17 protein-coding genes and 1 pseudogene are annotated in these 18773 nt (G+C 67.8%); 11 read left to right on the top strand and 7 right to left on the bottom strand.

Annotated features, from left to right (window positions below):
- A pseudogene (locus V6M56_RS09250) lies at positions 1–1525 on the top strand (hypothetical protein); the annotation flags it as partial.
- Between the two features lie 83 nt (positions 1526–1608).
- Here V6M56_RS09250 and V6M56_RS09245 read toward each other — a convergent pair.
- Together V6M56_RS09245 and V6M56_RS09240 are read right to left on the bottom strand one after the other, a co-directional pair.
- On the bottom strand, positions 1609–2691 hold the full coding sequence (locus V6M56_RS09245) for an NAD(P)/FAD-dependent oxidoreductase (protein WP_332683086.1): 1083 nt from the start codon (positions 2689–2691) through the stop codon (positions 1609–1611).
- Between the two features lie 211 nt (positions 2692–2902).
- Positions 2903–3337: a GlcG/HbpS family heme-binding protein gene (locus tag V6M56_RS09240; RefSeq protein WP_332683085.1), complete on the bottom strand. Its 435-nt coding sequence runs from the start codon at positions 3335–3337 to the stop codon at positions 2903–2905.
- 195 nt (positions 3338–3532) lie between these two features.
- Here V6M56_RS09240 and lysM point away from each other — a divergent pair, with 195 nt between their 5' ends.
- The 8 genes from lysM (at position 3533) to V6M56_RS09200 (ending at position 11626) form a co-directional block, all read left to right on the top strand.
- Positions 3533–3976 (top strand): peptidoglycan-binding protein LysM, encoded by a 444-nt coding sequence (gene lysM, locus V6M56_RS09235; RefSeq protein ID WP_332683084.1) that lies wholly within the window; start codon positions 3533–3535, stop codon positions 3974–3976.
- Positions 3977–4217: 241 nt separating this feature from the next.
- Positions 4218–5270: a TRAP transporter substrate-binding protein gene (locus V6M56_RS09230; protein WP_332683083.1), complete on the top strand. Its 1053-nt coding sequence runs from the start codon at positions 4218–4220 to the stop codon at positions 5268–5270.
- Between the two features lie 53 nt (positions 5271–5323).
- Entirely contained in the window at positions 5324–5779 is a 456-nt protein-coding gene (locus V6M56_RS09225; RefSeq protein WP_332683082.1) for a TRAP transporter small permease, read from the top strand.
- Positions 5776–7095, top strand: coding sequence for a TRAP transporter large permease (locus V6M56_RS09220; RefSeq protein ID WP_332683080.1), 1320 nt, complete (start codon positions 5776–5778; stop codon positions 7093–7095). The genes V6M56_RS09225 and V6M56_RS09220 overlap by 4 nt, the downstream gene beginning before the upstream one ends.
- A gap of 19 nt (positions 7096–7114) precedes the next feature.
- A complete protein-coding gene (locus tag V6M56_RS09215) occupies positions 7115–7429 on the top strand; it encodes a rhodanese-like domain-containing protein (protein ID WP_332683079.1) in 315 nt (104 codons plus the stop codon).
- 123 nt (positions 7430–7552) lie between these two features.
- Entirely contained in the window at positions 7553–9862 is a 2310-nt protein-coding gene (locus V6M56_RS09210) for a xanthine dehydrogenase family protein molybdopterin-binding subunit (RefSeq protein ID WP_332683077.1), read from the top strand.
- A 132-nt stretch (positions 9863–9994) separates the two neighbouring features.
- Positions 9995–10429, top strand: a complete 435-nt coding sequence (locus V6M56_RS09205) for a c-type cytochrome (RefSeq protein ID WP_332683076.1) — start codon at positions 9995–9997, stop codon at positions 10427–10429.
- 243 nt (positions 10430–10672) lie between these two features.
- Entirely contained in the window at positions 10673–11626 is a 954-nt protein-coding gene (locus V6M56_RS09200) for a cytochrome c (protein WP_332683074.1), read from the top strand.
- 69 nt (positions 11627–11695) lie between these two features.
- Here the strand turns inward: V6M56_RS09200 and V6M56_RS09195 are convergent, their stop codons facing one another.
- From V6M56_RS09195 to V6M56_RS09180, 4 genes are all read right to left on the bottom strand, one after another.
- Positions 11696–12316 (bottom strand): helix-turn-helix domain-containing protein, encoded by a 621-nt coding sequence (locus V6M56_RS09195; protein WP_332683072.1) that lies wholly within the window; start codon positions 12314–12316, stop codon positions 11696–11698.
- A gap of 121 nt (positions 12317–12437) precedes the next feature.
- Positions 12438–13367, bottom strand: a complete 930-nt coding sequence (locus tag V6M56_RS09190; protein WP_332683070.1) for a DMT family transporter — start codon at positions 13365–13367, stop codon at positions 12438–12440.
- Between the two features lie 170 nt (positions 13368–13537).
- Positions 13538–14005 (bottom strand): GNAT family N-acetyltransferase, encoded by a 468-nt coding sequence (locus V6M56_RS09185; protein WP_332683069.1) that lies wholly within the window; start codon positions 14003–14005, stop codon positions 13538–13540.
- Positions 14006–14043: 38 nt separating this feature from the next.
- Entirely contained in the window at positions 14044–14823 is a 780-nt protein-coding gene (locus V6M56_RS09180; protein ID WP_332683067.1) for an SDR family oxidoreductase, read from the bottom strand.
- Positions 14824–14994: 171 nt separating this feature from the next.
- Between V6M56_RS09180 and V6M56_RS09175 the strand changes: the two genes are divergently transcribed.
- Positions 14995–15822: a UDP-2,3-diacylglucosamine diphosphatase gene (locus V6M56_RS09175; protein ID WP_332683066.1), complete on the top strand. Its 828-nt coding sequence runs from the start codon at positions 14995–14997 to the stop codon at positions 15820–15822.
- On the top strand, positions 15822–16916 hold the full coding sequence (locus V6M56_RS09170; protein ID WP_332683064.1) for a glycosyltransferase family 4 protein: 1095 nt from the start codon (positions 15822–15824) through the stop codon (positions 16914–16916). The genes V6M56_RS09175 and V6M56_RS09170 overlap by 1 nt, the downstream gene beginning before the upstream one ends.
- On the opposite strand, the gene V6M56_RS09165 is transcribed toward V6M56_RS09170, so the two are convergent.
- Complete coding sequence (locus V6M56_RS09165) at positions 16855–18642, bottom strand: cation:proton antiporter domain-containing protein (protein WP_332683062.1); 1788 nt, start codon at positions 18640–18642, stop codon at positions 16855–16857. The genes V6M56_RS09170 and V6M56_RS09165 overlap by 62 nt on opposite strands.
- Positions 18643–18773 lie beyond the last annotated feature (131 nt).

Raw genomic sequence — 18773 nt, 5'->3', positions numbered from 1 at the left:
CCTGCTGCTGATCGCGCCGGGCCTGAGCCGCGGCTGGCTCTGGGACAAGGCGATCCGGCCCTTCACCATCCTGTTCGTGCTGATGGTGCTGTTCTCGCTCGGGCGCTACACGCCGTTCTTCCACCTGGCCTATGAGTATCTGCCCGGCGTCAAGGCGTTCCGGCGGCCGGCCGACGCGACCTTCCTGATCGGCGCGCTCGGCGCGCTGCTCTCGGGCTATCTGCTGCACCGGCTGCTGACCGAGGAGAAGCCCGGGGCGCCCTGGCGCGATCTCGGCATCGTGGTCGCAACCCTCGCCGTGCTGGTCGGCGGCGGCCTGCTGGTGGCGCGGCAGGAGGGCCATCTCGGCGATGCCTGGTGGCCGAGCGCGATGGCCGGCTTCTGGTTCGCGGTCGCAGCCGCGATCGTCGTCGTGCTGACGAAATGGCGTGCCGCGATCGGCCCGCTGGCGGCGAGCCTGATCGTCACCGGCGCGGTCGGCGCCGACCTGGCCTTCAACAACGGCCCCAATGAATCGACGGCGCTGGCGCCCGAGCTCTACGACGTGCTGCGGCCCGAGACCCAGAACGAGACGGTACGGGTCCTGAAGCGGCTGACGGCGCAGCCGGCCGACTCGCCGCGGCGCGACCGGGTCGAGCTGCTCGGCATGGGCTTCGAATGGCCCAATGCCGGCATGATCCACGGCTTCGACCATACGCTGGGCTACAACCCCCTACGGCTGGCCGATTTTTCCGACGCCGTCGGCACGCGCGATTCGATCGCGGGGCCGGACCAGCGCGTCTTCACCCCGCTTTTCCCGTCCTATCGCTGCCGGCTCGCGGACTTCCTCGGCCTGCGCTACATCGCCTCACGCGTGCCGATCGGGCAGGTCGACCGGACCCTGCGCGCCGGCGACCTCAAGCTCGTCGCCTATACTGCGGACGGCTTCATCTACGAGAATCCGCGGGCGCTGCCGCGGGTGCAGTTCGTCGGCGGCTGGCAGCTTGCCGATTTCGAGGCGATGAAGACGGCGGGCCAATGGCCGGATGCCGATCCGCAGCAGGTGGTGCTGCTCGACAGCGAGCCCGGCGAGGGGGTCACCGAGGGGCCGAGCCGCGCCCGCGGCGAGGTCAAGCTGAAGCGCTATGGCAATACGCAGGTCGATATCGAGGTCGAGAGCGCGCAGCCGGGCTTCGTCGTGCTCAACGACATCTGGCATCCGTGGTGGCGCGCCGAGCTCGACGGCGTCGAGGTCGAGATCCTGAAGGCCAATGTGCTGTTCCGGGCGGTCAAGGTGCCGGCCGGCAAGCACAAGGTGCGCTTCGTCTTCAGGCCGCTGGAAGGGGCGATCGCCGAACTGCGCGACCGTGTCGGCGAGCCGGAAGAGGAAGAGGACGAGGCCGTCGCCGAGCAGGCGCCTGCCGCCCCGCCCGCCGCGCCGGCGAGCCTGCCGGACATCCGGCCGCAGAAGCCGCTGCGCCCCGCGCCCGATCTCACCGCCTCGACGCTGAGGCCGGTGTCGGAGCCCGCACCCTTTCCGCAGTGAATTCCCGCGTCATTCCGGTTTCTTCGCTTTCGCGAAGCGCCGGAAAGACCGGGCGGTTTCCTCTCCACCGATGACCGCCCGGCTCAGGCGACGCCGAGCTTCTTCTGCAGCGAGGTCGACGAGGTGGTGTACTGGAAGGTCAGCCGCTTCTCCGGATAGACGTAGCGGTGTACCTTCTGGGCGGCGAGCGCCGCCTCGTGGAAGCCGGAGAGGATGAGCTTCAGCTTGCCCGGATAGGTGTTGATGTCGCCGATGGCGAAGATGCCGGGCACATTGGTCTCGAACTTCTCGGTATCGGCCGGGATCAGGTTCTCGTGCAGGTTCAGGCCCCAGTCGGCGATCGGCCCGAGCTTCATGGTCAGCCCGAAGAAGGGCAGCAGCGTATCGCAGGCGATCTCGAAGCTCTCGCCGGCGGTGTCGCGGCAGATCGCGCCCTGAAGGGTCGAGCCCTCGCCCCGCAGCCCGGTGACCTGGCCGATCCTCAGATCCATGGCGCCGGAGGCGACGAGGGCGCGCATCTGCTCGACGGAGTGCGGCGCGGCGCGGAAGTCGTCGCGACGGTGCATCAGGGTGACGCGCCTGGCGATCGGCTGCAGGTTGAGCGTCCAGTCGAGGGCTGAATCGCCGCCGCCGACGATCAGGATATAGCGGTCGCGGAACGCCTCCATCCGGCGGACCGCATAGTGCACGCCGGCACCGTCGCTGTGGCCTTCATAGGCCTCGATGCCGGGGATCGGGGGCTTCTTCGGCAGGAACGAGCCGCCGCCGGCGGCGATCATCACCGTCTTGGCCACAAACACCGTGCCGGCATCGGTCCTGACCCGGAAGCGCGGCGCCTCGGGCGTGCCCAGCACCTCGATCGCCTCGATCATCTGGTTGAGATGGAAGGTCGCGCCGAACGGCTTGATCTGGTCCATCAGATTGTCGACCAGCTGCTGGCCGGTGACGAGCGGGAAGCCGGGAATGTCGTAGATCGGCTTCTCGGGATAGAGTTCCGCACATTGCCCGCCGACCTTGGGCAGGATGTCGACCAGATGCGCCCTGATGTCGAGCAGTCCGAGCTCGAACACGGCGAACAGGCCGCAGGGGCCGGCGCCGACGATCAGCACGTCGGTCTCGACGGTCTCGCTGGCGGGCATGTTCTCGTTGGCGGTCGCGGCGGTCATGATGCATTCCCTGTCGAGGCAGGCGGGAGGTGCGCTCCCGAACGTATTCTATGTAAGCATGAGAGACGGATCAGGCTTCAGATGGGGTCGCTCTGCGCTCCCATCTGAAATCGCCCGCCTCTGGCGGCACCCGTTGCCGCAAATCCCGGCGCGTTGCAATGCGAAGCGCCGCAATGCGGCCGTGGCATGGCCGCATGGGCGAGCGCCTCGCTCAGGCTCCGGTTTCGGCGACGAGCCCGGCCGCGGCGATGCCGGCGAGCGCGGCTGCCTCGTCATTGTCGGAGGTGTCGCCGGAGACGCCGATGACGCCGAGCAGGGTGCCGTCGGCGTTGCGGATCAGGGCGCCGCCCGGGACCGCGACCAGCGAGCCGCCGATGGCGAGCGTGGCGCCGGCGATGAAATGCGGGCGCTCCAGCGCCATCTTGTTCAAGGTGCGCGGGCCGACGCCGAGCGCGATCGCGCCATTGGCCTTGCCGAGCGCGATCTCGCCGCGCTTCAGGCTGCTGCCATCCTGCGCCAGGAAGAGCTTCTGCGCGCCGCGCGCATCGAGCACGGCGATGGCGAGCGGCTTGAAGCCCTGCTCGCGTGCGTGCTTCAGGGCGGCGTCGACGATGGTGCGGGCCTGGTCGAGAGTCAGCATGGTCATGGCGGTGTCCCCTTCGGACGGAACGGCTCGCGACGGCGAGCGCGCTCCGGCGCCGGCATGGCGCCAGGGGCTTCTGCCAGTCTTCGGCGCCGCGCGGAAGCGCCTGCCGGGCAAAAGCCGCGGTTCGGCGCAATGCGGCTTGAACTTGGCGCGATCAGCGGGCTTGATGTCCGCCTAGCCACAGGAGAGAGCCTCATGGGTCTGTTCAGTTTCATCAAGGAAGCCGGTTCGAAGATCTTCGGGTCGAGCCCTGCCAAGGCGGCGACGGCCGAGACCCTGCAGAAGGAGCTCGAGAGCCATGGCCTGCCGGCCGGTGTCGAGGTCAAGGTCGAGGGCGACAAGGTCAAGGTCAGCGGCAAGGCCGTCTCCACCGAGGAAGCCGAGAAGATCATCCTGGCGCTCGGCAACACCGCAGGCGTCGCCTCGGTGGAATCGGAGCTGATCGTCAACAAGGAGGCGCCGGCCGCGGTGTTCTATACGGTCAAGAAGGGCGACACGCTCTGGAAGATCGCCGAGGTGCATTACGGCAAGGGCCAGGGCGCGAAATACACCGAGATCGTCAAGGCCAACACGCCGCCGGTCAAGGATCCCGACCTGATCCTGCCCGGCTGGGTGCTGCGCATCCCGCCGGCGGCCTGACGCGGCCGGACCCAGCCCTGCCTGGATCGCGCGTTCCTTATCACCAGTTTGGAGGCGGATCCGCCTCTAGCTGCGGGGCGCATCGCCAATTCGTCGCGCAAGCCCGGTTTCGCAGGAAGCCGGGCTTGCGCCGCGCCGGGTTTAGTTCTCATGTGACGAGATGAGACGGCGCGCGACGGTAAGAGTCGCGCAAGCGCCGCGAGGGGCATAACGAGACGACCGCGATTCCGGGAGGGGACCGATGAATTTTGACCGCCGCAAGTTCTTGACGCTGGCCGGCTCGGCCGTCGCCGCGCCGGCCGTGCTGCGCGCGACCCGGGCCAACGCCCAGGAAGTGACGCTGCGCATGCACCACTTCCTGCCGCCGGTGGCGAACGGGCACGCCAAGTTCCTGAAGCCCTGGGCCGACAAGGTCGGCGCCGATTCGAACGGGCGCATCAAGATCGACATCTTCCCCTCGATGCAACTCGGCGGCACGCCGCCGCAGCTCTTCGACCAGGCGCGCGACGGCGTCGTCGACATCGTCTGGACGCTGCCCGGCAACACGCCCGGCCGCTTCACCGGGATCGAGGCGTTCGAGCTGCCCTTCGTGCCGAACAAGCGCGCCCTGGTGAACTCGCTGGCGCTGACCGACTATGCCGAGCAGAACCTCAAGGACGAGTTCAAGGAGATCAAGCCGATCTGCTTCTGGGCGCATGATCACGGGCTGATCCACGCCAACAAGCAGGTGAAGACGATGGAGGACCTGAAGGGTCTGAAATTGCGCTTCCCGACCCGGCTCGCCGGCGAGGCGCTGCGCGCGCTCGGCGCCAACGCCATCGGCATGCCGATCCCGCAGGTGCCGGAATCGCTGGCCCAGCGCGTCATCGACGGCTGCGTCGTGCCCTGGGAGGTGGTGCCCTCGATCAAGGTGCAGGAGCTCGTCAAGTACCATACCGAGATCCCGGGCTCGCCGACCCTCTATGTCGCGACCTTCGTGCTCGCCATGAACCGCGCGAAATATGATGGGCTCGCGCCCGATCTGAAGGCGATCATCGACAAGAACTCCGGCGCCGCCGCGGCCGCGATGGCCGGCAAGATGTGGGACGAGCAGGCCGTCGTCGTCGCCGAGATGGTCAAGAAGCGCGGCAACACCATCACCTTGCTGGACGAGGCGGAGGCGGCGCGCTGGCGCAAGACCACCGAGCCGGTGATCGAGGGCTGGCTGAAGACGGCCAAGGAGAAGGGCCTCGACGGCGACAAGCTCCTGGCGAGCGCCCGCGCCGCCCTGGCCAAGCACCAGAACGCGGCCTGACCCGACGGATGACCGACGGGCGGGGCGATAGGCCGCCAGCGCGGATCGACGCGGTGGCGGAAGCGGTGGCGCTCATCGGCGGGGCGCTGCTGGTGGCGCTGGCGACCATGGTCGTGGTCAGCGTCACGCTGCGCAGCGATCTCGTCGGGGCCGCCGGCGTGCCGGGCGATTTCGAGCTGGTGCAGATGGCGACGGCCGTCGCCGCCTTCTGCTTCCTGCCGCTGTGCCAGCTCCGGCGCGGCAACATCTTCGTCGACACCTTCACGCTGAAACTGCCGCAGGCCTGGCGCGACCGTCTCGATGCGCTCTGGGACGTGGTCTACGGCCTGGCCATGGCGCTGATCGCCTGGCGGCTCGCCGTCGGCGCGCGCTCGGCCTTCGCCAGCGGCGAGAACACCATGGTGCTGCAGGTGCCGAGCTATCTGCCGATCGCCACCTGCGCGGTGCTCGCCGCCTTCGTCGCGCTCGCCGCCTTCGTCAGCGCCAGCCGCCTGCTGAGGGTTCGATGAGCGGCTTTTCGCTGGCCCTCGCCGGCTTCGGCGTCATGCTGGCGCTGATGGCGCTGCGCCTGCCGATCGGGCTCGCCATGCTCGTCGTCGGCAGTGCCGGCTATGTCCAGCTCAACGGGCTCGAGCCGTTCCTCAACTATATCCGGACGACGCCCTACCAGATCTTCGCCAATTACACGCTTTCGGTGATCCCGCTCTTCGTGCTGATGGGGGCTTTCGCCGAGCGCTCGGGGCTCGCCGGCGACCTGTTCAAGGCGGCCTTGGCCTTTGTCGGCCATCGCCGCGGCGGGCTTGCCATGGCGGTGATCGGCGCCTGCACCGGCTTCGGCGCGATCTGCGGCTCCTCGGTGGCGACGGCGGCGACCTTCGCCCGCTCGGCCCTGCCGGAACTGCGGCGTTATGGCTACGACCCCGGCTATTCGAGCGGCGTCATCGCGGTCGGCGGCACGCTCGGCCTCTTGATCCCGCCTTCGGTCATCCTCGTCGTCTATGCGATCTCGACCCAGCAGAACATCGCCAAGCTGTTCCAGGCGGCGCTGATCCCGGGACTGCTCGCGACGCTGATGTACTGCATCACCATCGCGATCACGGTGCGCCGCGATGCCAGCCTGGCGCCGGCGCATGAGCGCATTGCCTGGGCCGAGCGGCTTCGGCCGCTGCTTGGCGTGATCCCGGCCCTGCTCGTCGCGATCATCGTCGTCGGCGGCATCTATGGCGGCATCTTCACGCCGACCGAGGGCGCCTCGGTCGGGGCCTTCGTCATGCTGGCGATCGGCGTCCTGCGCGGCACGCTCGGCCTTTCCGGGATCAAGCAGGCGATCATCCAGACGGCCGAGACCTCGGCGATGATCTTCGCCATTCTGCTCGGCGCCGAGGTGTTCAACGCCTTTCTCGCCCTGACGCAGGTGCCGACCGCCGCGGCCGAGATGATCGCGGCCTCGGGCTGGCAGCCCTATACGGTGCTGGTCGGGCTGCTCTTGTTCTACATCGTGCTCGGCGGCGTCATGGACGAGCTCGCCATGATCCTTTTGACGCTGCCGGTGTTCTTCCCGATCGTGACCGCGCTCGATTTCGGCATGCCGGCGGACGACATCGCGATCTGGTTCGGCATCCTCGTGCTGATCGTCGTCGGCATCGGCATGACCTGTCCGCCCATCGGCCTCAACGTCTTCGTCGTCGCCTCGCTGGCGCGCGACGTGCCGATCATGCGGATCTATCGCGGCGTCCTGCCCTTCGTCGCCTCCGACCTCATTCGTCTCGGCATCGTCGTGGCATTTCCGGCCTTGAGCCTCTATCTGGTGAAGCTCCTGAACTAGCATTGCCGGAGCGATGGGCATGATCGTGAACGACCTCGAGATCGACGAGATCAAGGCCGGGCTGGCCGAGGGCTCGATCCTGCTCGTCGATGTGCGCGAGCCGCATGAATTCGCCGCCGGGCATATTCCGGGCTCGGTCTCGCGACCGCTTTCGCAATTCGACCCTGCCGACCTGCCGAACGAGCCGGGCAAGCGCCTGGTGCTCTCCTGCGCCGCCGGGGTGCGTTCGCTGCGCGCCATGGAATTCGCCCAATCGGCTGGCCTCGACGTCGACAGCCATTATATTGGCGGCTTCAAGGACTGGGTCCTGCATGGCGAGCCGGTCGAGCGCTGACGCCGTCATTTTTTGTATCGTTGTCGGCTTGCGCTGCGTGCAACGCAGCACGCCCCGGCCGGGGGCTGACTGTCGGCCGGCCCTGTTCCAGACTCGCTTTCGAATAATTCCGAGGATACCGCCATGCGCCCCATGAAATTCGGAGTAGGCCAGCCGGTTCGCCGGGTCGAGGACCAGCGCCTGACCACCGGCACCGGTCGCTATACCGACGACACGGCAGTGGAGGGCGCGCTGCACGGCTATGTTCTGCGTTCCTCGCACGCCCATGCCAGGTTCAGGATCATCGACAAGGAGGCGGCGCGGAAGCTCAAGGGCGTCAAGCTGATCCTGACCGGCGAGGACGTCGCCCATCTCGGCGACATCCCCTGCAAGGGGCTGATCCAGGAGGTCTCGGGCGAGAACGTGAAGCCGACCGATGTCCCGGTGCTGCCGGTCGACACGGTGCGCCATGTCGGCGAGGCGATCGCCTTCATCGTCGCCGAGACGCTCGCCCAGGCGCGCGACGCCGCCGAGGCGATCGAGATCGAGTTCGAGACGCTGCCCTCCATCACCGGCATCGCCGCGGCGCTCGACGCCAAGGCGCCGCAGGTCTGGCCGGGCCGCGCCGGCAACGTCGCCTTCGAGGCCGAGCAGGGCAATCGCGAGAAGGCTGAGAAGGCCTTCGCCAAGGCCGACCGCACCGTCTCGGTCACCATCGTCAACAACCGGCTCGCCTCCAACTACATGGAGACGCGGGCCTGCATCGCCGAGTTCGACAAGGCGACCAAGCGCTGGACGCTGACGCTGGGCAGCCAGGGCAGCCATGGCATGCGCGAGACCCTCGCCGACTACATCTTCAAGATCGATCCGGCGCGCATCCGGGTGATCACGCCGGATGTCGGCGGCGGCTTCGGCACCAAGATCTTCATGTACCGCGAATACCCGCTGACCATGGTGGCGGCCGAGAAGCTGAGGCGGCCGGTGCGCTGGGTCGCCGACCGCACCGAGCATTTCCTCGCCGACACCCATGGCCGCGCCAATCTGACCACCGCGACGATGGCGCTCGACAAGCGGGGCAAGTTCATCGGCCTCAAGGTCGATCTTGCCGCCGATATGGGCGCCTATCTCTCGCAGTATGGGCCCTTCATCCCCTGGGTCGGCACCACGATGACGCCGGGCTGCTACAATATCCCGGCGGTGCATGTGCGCTTCCGCGGCGTCTTCACCAACACCACACCCGTCGACGCCTATCGCGGCGCCGGGCGGCCCGAGGCCGCCTATCTGATCGAGCGGCTGGTCGATGCCGTGGCGCGCGAGACCGGCAAGACGCCGGATGCGGTCCGGGCGCTGAACTTCGTCAAGCCGCAGGAGATGCCGCACAAGACCCAGACCGGGCCGGTCTACGATTCCGGCGAGTTCGAGGGCCATATGCGCCGCGCCATGGAGGTGGCGGACTGGAAGGGCTTCAAGGCCCGGCTGAAGGCCTCGACCAAAGCCGGCCGGATCCGCGGCATCGGGCTCGCCTGCTATATCGAGGCCTGCGGCGGCGGCGGGCCGGAGAGCTCGACCGTGATCCTGGAGAAGGACGGCACCGTCACCGTGCTGATCGGCACCCAGTCGAACGGGCAGGGCCACGAGACTGCCTATTCGCAGCTCGTCGCGCAGCATCTCGACATTCCGATGGAGCGCATCCGCGTCATCCAGGGTGACACCGACAGGGTCGCGACCGGTTCCGGGACCGGCGGCTCGCGCTCGATTCCGGTCGGCGGCGCGGCGCTGAACCAGGCCACCGGCATGCTCGCCGACAATCTCAAGAACCTTGCCTCCGAGGCGCTGGAGACCAGCGCGGGCGATCTTGAGATCGTCGACGGGGCGGTGCGCATCGTCGGCACCGACAAGTCGCTCGACCTGAAGGCCATCGCCAACCTGCCCGGCGCCAAGGCCGAGATGCTCAGCGTCCATCAGAGCTGGACGCCACCGGAGGCGACCTATCCGAACGGCACCCATGTCGTCGAGCTGGAGGTCGACCCTGCTACCGGCGCGACCGAGATCCTGAACTATGTCGTGGTCGACGATTTCGGCGTGACGCTGAACCCGATCATGCTGCAGGGCCAGGTCCATGGCGGCGCGGCGCAGGGCATCGGCCAGGCGTTGATGGAGGAGATCCGCTTCGACGATTCGGGGCAGATGCTGACCGCGACCTTCATGGACTATGCGCTGCCGCGGGCGGCCGACATCCCGAACTTCCATTTCGAGACCCGCAATGTGCCCTGCGTCACCAACGCCATCGGCGTGAAGGGCGCCGGCGAAGCGGGCGCGATCGGGGCCTGTCCGGCGGTGATGAACGCCATGGTCGATGCGCTGCACCGCGCCGCCGGCATCGGCGCGATCGACATGCCGGCGACGCCGGTCAAGGTGTTCACGGCGCTGAAGGCGGCAGGGTACGAGGCTTGATGCAAAGTCCGATTTGCATCGACGCAAACTCCCTCACGCGAATGCGATTTGGCGCCGTCACGATCATCGGCTGATCTGGAAGGGTTCCAAACGGCGCCCATCCGGCGCCTGCCTGCCAGAGGAAATCACCGTATGATCCGCACCGTTCTCGTCGCCCTTGGCCTCGCCATCGGCGTCTCCGCCGTCGTCGCGCAATCGAACCCGATCGCGGAGCGCAAGGAGGCGATGAAAGGCGTCGGCGCGGCGACCCGCCAGGCTGCGGCCATCGCCAAGGGCGAGGCGCCATTCGACGCGGCCAAGGTGCAGGCCGTCTTCAAGACCTATGGCGAGGCCGCGAAGAAGGTTCCGACGCTGTTTCCGGAGAGCTCCAGGAGCGGCGGCGAAACCACCGCAGCGGCGAAGATCTGGGAGGACCATGCCGGCTTCAAGGCGGCCTTCGCCAAGTTCGACGCCGATGTCACCAAGGCTTCTGCCACGGCGACCGACCTCGCTTCCTTCCGCACCGCCTTCGGCGACGTCACCAAGAATTGCGGCGCCTGCCACGAGACCTATCGCATCAAGAAGTGAGCCGGCACGGCCACCAGATCCCTTCACCGGTCATTCCGGACAAGCCGCGTAGCGGTGCAGGTCCGGAATCCATCGTAGAGCGCTGAGCGCTACAATGGATTCCGGCGCTCCGCTTCGCTGCGGCCGGAATGACGGGGTGTATGTGATTTGATCTGGCGGCTTCATTTCCGTCCATCAGGCTTTTCGACCGAACTTTATTGGCCAAGAATGCGTTGGACATGACGGGCAACAGATGAGGAACCGATGCGCCGCTTGCTGATCACGCTTCTGGTCTTCATCGCGCTCGGTGTCGCCGGCTTCTTCGTTCTGACCGATCCGCGGGTGGTCTCGCCGGGGCCCGAGATCGGCACGCTGCCGGCGCCAGATGTCGAGAACGGCAAGCTGCTCTTCGCTGCCGGCGGCTGCGCCTCCTGCCATGCGACGCCTGGCCAGGACGACAAGCTGAGGCTCGGTGGCGGGCTTGTGCTCGGCTCGCCCTTCGGCAGGTTCCATGTCCCGAACATCTCGCCGCATACGCGCGACGGCATCGGCAACTGGGGCACGGCCGATTTCATCCAGGCGATGACGGCGGGCGTCTCGCCCTCGGGCCAGCACTATTATCCGGCCTTCCCCTACACCTCCTACCGGCTGATGCCGGTGAAGGCGGTGGCCGATCTGCTGGCCTATATCCGTACCTTGCCGGCGGTCGAGGGCCGGACGCCGGCGCATGAACTCGCCTTCCCCTTGAATATCCGCCGCATCGTCGGCGGCTGGAAGCTGCTCTTCTTCGACGGCGCGCCGTTCAAGGCCGACCCGTCCAAGAGCGAGGAATGGAATCGCGGCGCCTATCTGGTGCAGGGCCCGGGCCATTGCGCCGAATGCCATTCCAGCCGCAACGGGCTCGGCGCCATCGTCCAGGCGACGCGCTTCGCCGGCGGGCCGGATCCGGAAGGCAAGGGCTGGGTGCCGAACATCACGCAAGCCGAGGATGGCCTCGGCAAATGGTCGAAGGCCGAGATCGCCGAGCTGCTGAAGAGCGGCTTCACGCCGGATTTCGACAGCGTCGGCGGCCTGATGGCGGCGGTGGTGCGCAATACCGCGCAGCTCTCCGACGCCGACCGGCTGGCGATGGCGGAGTTCCTGAAGTCGCTGCCGGCGGTGCAGGGCCCGCCGCGTCCGCAAAAGCCGGCAGGCGAGGCTGGAGCCGGAGCCGGTTGAAACCGGCTCCGATCGAGCCTGTTGCTTCGCCCGGAATGGCTGCCTCGTGCCGCGGAAAACGGCCCTCTGTCAGTCCATCACCGCCGCCTTGAGGATGCAGACCATCAACGCGGCTGCGGGCTTGTCGCCGATGCAGCGCACGATATGGGGGCGGTCACAGCGATAGCGCAGGGTCTCGCCGGCCTTGGCGCGCTGGGTGACGCCGCCGACCTCGACCTCGAATTCGCCGGCGCTGACCGAGAGCGACTCGATCGAGCCGCGCTGATGGCCTTCCGAATCGAGCTCGCCGCCGGGCTCGGCGCTGACCTCGTACCATTGCAGCCATTCGACGGTCTTGATCCAGCCGATGATGGCGAGCCGGAGCTTGCCGTCCTCGGAGACCAGGATCGGGGTGTCCGGCCGGACGGTCTTCTCGATGAAGGCCTCTTCCTCATTGGAGGAGAGCACGCGCTCGATCGAGACATCGAGCGCCTGCGACAGCCGCCAGATCGTCGCCAGCGTCGGATTGGTCTCGTTGCGCTCGATCTGGCTGATGATCGACTTGGCGACGCCGGACTGCTCGGCGAGCTCCGAAAGCGAGAGGTTATAGGCCTTGCGCAGGCGCTGGATCGTCTTGCCGAGCTGGCCGGAGATGACCTGCGCGCCGGATTCCATCTCGCGGCCGCCACGTTCCCTGGTTTCGATGCCCATCGCGTCCCTGCCTATCCTGCCTGGCCTGTCCCGCTTGCTCCGCCGTTTGGGAAAGCGAACGATCGTTTGTAATGGCGGACATTGCCTTGGATTGCTCCAGGCGGCAAGCGAACGCTGCGGTTCAGGTCGAGCGCGAGGGGCCGACCTCGCGGGTCTCGCGCTTCAGCAGGCCGAGCTGCTGCTCGCGCAGGATCACATAGATTCCCGAGGCGATGACGATCAGCGAACCGGTGATCACGGCCGTCACCGGCCATTCCCCGAAGACGAACCAGCCGAGCGCCGTCGCCCAGATCATCGTCGAGTATTCGAAGGGCGCGACCAGCGAGGCGTCGCCATAGCGATAGGCCTGCACCACCAGGATCTGCCCGAGCCCGCCGAGGACGCCGATGGTGACGAGCAGCAGCAGTTCCTGCCAGTTGGGCACCGTCCAGCCCAGCGTGATGGTGAGCAGGCCGAGCAGCGAGGTCAGCGACATGAAGTAGAAGACGATGGCGCCGGTCTTCTCGGTGCGGGTCAGCATGCGCACCTCGACCGAGGCGAAGGCGGAACAGAAGGCGCCGCCGAGCGCCAGCAGGGCGCCGATGGCGGGGCCGCCGGACAGGCCCTGCACCAGCGCATCCGCCTTCATATGCGGCGAGAGCATCAGCAGGACGCCGAAGAAGCCGACGCAGACGGCGGTCCAGCGATAGATGCGCACCCGCTCCTTCAGGATCAGCGCCGCCAGCGCCACCAGGATCAGCGGGGCGGCGTAGCCGATCGCGACCGCGTCCGACAGCGGCAGGAACTGCAGCGCGCTGAAGCCGAGGAACATGCCGATCGAGCCGATGAGGCCGCGCTTGAGATGGCCGCGCAGATTGCCCGTCTTCAACGCGCCGGGGAATTCGTGGCGCCAGGAAAGCCAGATCACCAGCGGGATCAGCGCGAAGAACGAGCGGAAGAACACGATCTCGCCCGTCGGATAGCGTGCCGCGAGCGCCTTGATTCCTGCCGACATCAGCGTGAAGGCGAAGGCCGAGAGCAGCTTGAAGCTGATGCCGAGGAGAGGGGACAAAGCGAGGGTCGGGCGCGAGGAACGGGGAGGTCTTGTACAGGACTCCTTAGACCACGAGGTTGGAGGCGTTCAAAGCGTTGATCTTGCAGGGCCGACCGGCGGGACGCGGGAGGCTCGCGCCGGGATCGCGGGGCGGCGGAGGTCCCGATGCCTGTTCGGTCGCGCCCGCCTTACGTCGGCACGTACTCGAGAACTTCATCATTGGCTGCGTCGACCGTGCCCGTCGATCGCCAGCCGAGATGCCGGTAGAATCCATAGGAGCGAACCCTGGGATCGGGCGAGCAGCCGAGGAAGAGCCTGGTGAATCCAAGCTCGCGCAACTCTTCGACGACGAGGCCGAGGAGCGCCTTTCCGATGCCCTTGCCCTCATATTCCGGCAGCAGCGCCAGGACGACGATTTCGCCGGTGGCGCGATCGCCGAAGCAATAGCCGACGATCTCCTCGCCGACGGTGCCGACATGGCCGGGCAGGGTGCCGCTGCTGATGCCGCCCTGCCAGCTCTCTAGCGTGACACCGGCCGCGGCCAGGCGCTCGACCGAGAAGGCGTTTTCCCTCGTCCTGCCGCGCAGGATGATGCAGGCGGGCGTGTCCTCGGGAACCGCCTTGCGATAGCTTATCGTCGCGCCTCGGCCCTGCATCTGCCTGCCCTCCACCTCCGCCGCTCGCGCCGGAGGCCTCAGAAATTCGCCCGGAAGGAGCCCCCGTCGATCAGGAAGTTCTGGCCGGTGATGTAGCCGGCATGGGCGCTGGCGATGAAGGCGCAGAGCTTGCCGAATTCCGCGGCGTCGCCGAAGCGGCCGGCCGGAATCTCGGAACGGCGCAGCTTCATCACTTCCTCCTCCGAGATGCCTTTCATCGTCGCGACGCGCTTGGTCGAGGTGGTGAGGCGGTCGGTGGCGAAGACGCCCGGCAGGATGTTGTTGATGGTGACATTGGCATGGGCGATCTCGCGCGCCACGCCGGAAAGGAAGGCGGTGAGGCCGGCGCGAGCGGCCGAGGAGACGTCGAGCCCGGTCAGAGGCGTGAGCACGCTCGCCGAGGTGATGTTGACGATGCGGCCGAAGCCGCGGGCGATCATGCCGTCGACGACGGCTTGCGTCAGCTCCAGCGGCGTCGCCAGGTTCTGGGTGACGCCTTCCAGCAGCGCCTCGCGCGTCACCTCGCGGAAGGGCTTTGGCGGCGGGCCGCCATTGTTGTTGACCAGGATGTCGGGGTTCGGCGCCGCGGCGAGCAGCGCTTGCTGGCCGGCTTTGGTCGAGACGTCGGCGACCACCGAGATCACGGTCGCGCCGGTGCTGGCCCTGATCTGGCTCGCGGTCTCCTCCAGCGTCGTGGCGTTGCGCCCGTTGACGACGACGATGCAGCCGGCCTCGGCCAGCGCCTGGGCGCAGCCGCGGCCGAGCCCCTTGCTCGAGGCACAGACGATGGCGGTGCGGCCGGCGATTCCCAGATCCATGACTTTCTCCCGAAGTTCCTGCGTGTGTCCGAGGCAAAGCACGGTTTCGCCGCCGCGTCATCAAAGCGCAATGCAAATCAGCCACACGCCGCTGGAGCCCGCTCCGATCGGCTTGTCCCAATCTGATCGGCGAATCCGGCTCCAGCATCGCAACAGGATGGGCCGGCGGGCATGAGCGACGACGACGCCAAGCAGGTGCGCAGCATCTTCATCTCCGACCTGCATCTCGGCACAAGGGGGGCGCAGGCCGATCTGGTGCTGGCGTTCCTGCGTGCCTATGACGCGCCGCAAATCTATCTGGTCGGCGACATCATCGACGGCTGGCGCCTGAAGAACGGCTGGTATTTCCCGCAGGCGCATAACGACGTGGTGCAGAAGCTGCTGCGCAAGGTCCGCAAGGGCTCGAAGCTGGTCTATGTCACCGGCAACCATGACGATTTCCTGCGCGACTATGCCGGCCTGCAGTTCGGCGGCATCACGCTGGTCGACGACGTCATCCACGAGACGGCCGACGGCAAGCGCCTGCTGGTGATCCATGGCGACCTGTTCGACCTCGTCGTGCGCAACGCCAAATGGCTCGCCTTGCTCGGCGACTGGGCCTATACGGTCGCGCTCGCCTCGAACCATGTGATCAACAAGGTCCGCCGGACCTTGCACCTGCCGCACTGGTCGCTTTCGGCCTGGGCCAAGCTCAAGGTCAAGAACGCGGTCAACTATATCGGCGAGTTCGAGCAATGCCTCGCCGCCGAGGCGCGCCGGCACGGCGCCGACGGCGTGATCTGCGGCCATATCCATCATGCCGCGCAGCGCGAGATCGACGGGCTGGCCTATATCAACACCGGCGACTGGGTCGAGAGCTGCACCGCCGTGGTCGAGCACCATGACGGCCGTTTCGAGATCGTCCGCTGGCCGCAGCACCGGCTCGAGCGCGAGCGTCCGGCCTTGCCGGCGGCTGGGGCCAAGCGTCCCGCGCCGGAGCTGGTCGGCGAGGCCGCCTGATGCGCGTCCTGATCGCGACGGACGCCTGGCGGCCGCAGATCAACGGGGTCGTACGCTCGCTGGAGCGGATGTTCGAGGCCGCCCCCGATTTCGGCGTCACGGCGCATATGTTGACGCCGGAGGGCTTCCGGCAGGTCGGCCTGCCCTCCTATCCCGACATCCGCATCGCGCTCGCCAGCCGCCGCCATGTCGCCAGGCGGATCGCCGAGTTCCAGCCGGACCATGTCCATATCGCCACCGAAGGGCCGATAGGCTGGCTGACGCGGGCGGTCTGCCTCGCCCGCAAGCAGGCCTTCACCACGAGCTATCACACCCGCTTCCCGCAATATGTCGCGGCACGCTGGCCGATCCCAGAAAGCTGGAGCTATGGCTTCCTGCGCCGTTTCCACGCGCCGGCGGCGGGCGTCATGGTCTCGACCGGGACGGTCGAGGCCGAATTGCGGGCCCATGGCTTCGAGCGCATCCTGCGCTGGGGCCGCGGCGTCGATCTTCGCCTGTTCCATCCGCGCCCGGCGAGCGTGCTCGACCTGCCGCGGCCGATCTTCCTCAGCGTCGGGCGCGTCGCCGTCGAGAAGAACCTCGAGGCCTTCCTGTCGCTGCGCCTGCCCGGCAGCAAGGTCGTGGTCGGCGACGGGCCGGCGCGAGGCGACCTGCAGCGCGCCTTCCCCGAGGCGCATTTCCTGGGGCTGCGCGAGGGCGAGGAGCTTGCGGCGATCTACGCCTCCTCGGACGTCTTCGTCTTCCCGAGCCTGACCGACACCTTCGGCATCGTCCTGCTCGAGGCCGCGGCCAGCGGACTGCCGGTCGCCGCCTTCCCGGTCCAGGGGCCGAGCGACGTCTTCGCCGGCAGCAATGCGGCCGTGCTGCACGAGGATCTGCGCCAGGCGGCGCTTTCGGCGCTCAGGCTGCCGCGGGAGGCCGGGCCGGAACTCGCCGCGCGCCATAGCTGGCAGAGCAGCGCCGAACAGTTCTACGGGCATATCCGCCGCGTCGGCCAGGGCCCGGTCTCGCGGCCGGTCCCGACACAGAACGTCACAGCCTTCGCGAGCGCGCGTGGCGCGGAAGCGAGCGCCCGGGAGCGTTCGCCGGCTTGAGCTCGCTGCGGAAGTCGTCGCGGCGCTGATGTATCGAGGCGATGACGAGCCCCATCGGCACGCCGAGCCCAACGAGCGCGGCCTCCGACAATTGCAGGCTGGCCTCGATCGTCTCCGGCACCGCGTAGTCGACGCCGATCTCGTAGAGATGCCGGGCATGTTTCGCTTCGCGGGCGCGGGCGACGATGACGAGGTCGGAACGCAGGGCACGGGCGGCGAGGACGATGTCGTCGACGGCGCGCGGCGTGTCGATGGTGACGATCAGCGCCGTCGCCTCCCCGAGGCCGCAGAGCTTGAGGAAGTCCGGCGCGGTCGCGTCGCCGAAGAAGGCGGGCTTGCCGGCGCGGCGCTGGCTGGCGATCAGGACCGGGTCGGCATCGACCGCGATATACGGCATCTTGTGCTGCTCCAGCATCTCGCCGACCAGCCGGCCGACGCGGCCGCAGCCGACGACGATGGCGCGCGCCGAATGATCGTCCGGCGGCAGGATGGTCGCCTCCGCAGGCAGCTTGACCGGCGGGGCGAGGCGGGCCGCCAGCGACCGCGCCAGCCTGGCGGCGAGAGGGAGCGAGACCATGGTCAGGGAGACGGCGGTGAGCACGAGCGCCGCGGCATTCTGCTCGACCAGCTTGGCGGCGACCGAGGCGGTCAGCAGCACGAAGGCGAACTCGCCGCCCGGGCCGATCATGATCCCCGTCTCCAGCGCCGTCGCCACCGAAAGCCGGAAGTAGCGCGCCAGCAGGAAGGTGATCGCGACCTTGCTCAGGAAGAGCCCGGCCGCGATCGCCAGGATCGTCATGGGTTGGGCGGCGAGGGCAGCAGGGTTCACGCCCATGCCGACGGTGAGGAAGAAGACGCCGATCAGCAGCGATTTGAACGGCTCGATCGTCACCTCGATGGCGCGGCGATACTCCGTCTCGGCGAGCAGGAGTCCGGCGATGAAGGCGCCCAGCCCCATGGAGAGGCCGGCGACGGCGGCGATCAGGCCGGTGCCGAGCGCGACCAGAAGGGTCGCAGCCATGAAGCTCTCCGAGGAATCGGTCGAAGCCACCAGCCGGAACAAGGGCCGCATCGCGACGCGCCCGATCACCACGATCGCCGCGATCGCCACGAGCGCCTGGAGCACGGCCTGGAGGAGGCTGGCCAGCAGCGAGCCGTTGCTCTGCGCCCCGAGTACGCTGACGAGGAAGAGCAGCGGGATGACCGCGAGGTCCTGGAACAGCAGGATCGCGAAGCTGGCGCGCCCGGCCGAGGAGGTGATGCGCCGGTTGGCCGAGAGCAGCTCGACCACCATCGCCGTCGACGAGAGCGCCAGGGCCGTGCCGATGATCAGCGCCGCGGCAGCAGGTTGGCCGAAACCGTAGGCGACGGCGCCGATGACGCAGGCCGAGAGCGCGACCTGGCCGAGCCCGAGGCCGAAGACGAGGCGGCGCATCGTCATCAGTCGGTCATAGGAGAGCTCGAGCCCGATGACGAAGAGCAGGAAGGCGACGCCGAGCTCGGCCGGCCCGGACAGCGCCTCGGCGTGCGAGACGGTGACTGTGCGCAGCAGGGGGATCTGGGCGACGAGGCCGCCGAGGCCGAAAGGCCCGAGCAGCGCGCCGCAGGCCATGAAGGCGACGATCGAGTTGACCTTGAAGCGCTTGGCAAAGGGGACGACGACGCCGGCGGTGGCCAGCACGACTATGGCGTCGTGATAGGTGGAAGGATCGATCGTTCCGGCCACGTAACCCCCAGGTGAATTTGCGATTCTGTCGGTGCCTGGAATTTTGCGTGCGGCGCCGCGGCAACACAACAAAATCACGTGGCTACTTTGCGGAAACTTGCCCGGTCGGTATCCGGCGACTAGATCACCAT

It is taken from the genome of Allobosea sp. (genome assembly GCF_036675845.1).
Classification (GTDB): domain Bacteria; phylum Pseudomonadota; class Alphaproteobacteria; order Rhizobiales; family Beijerinckiaceae; genus Allobosea.
The sequence above is the reverse complement of the archived record's forward strand: the minus strand, read 5'-3'. Positions and strand labels throughout refer to the sequence as shown.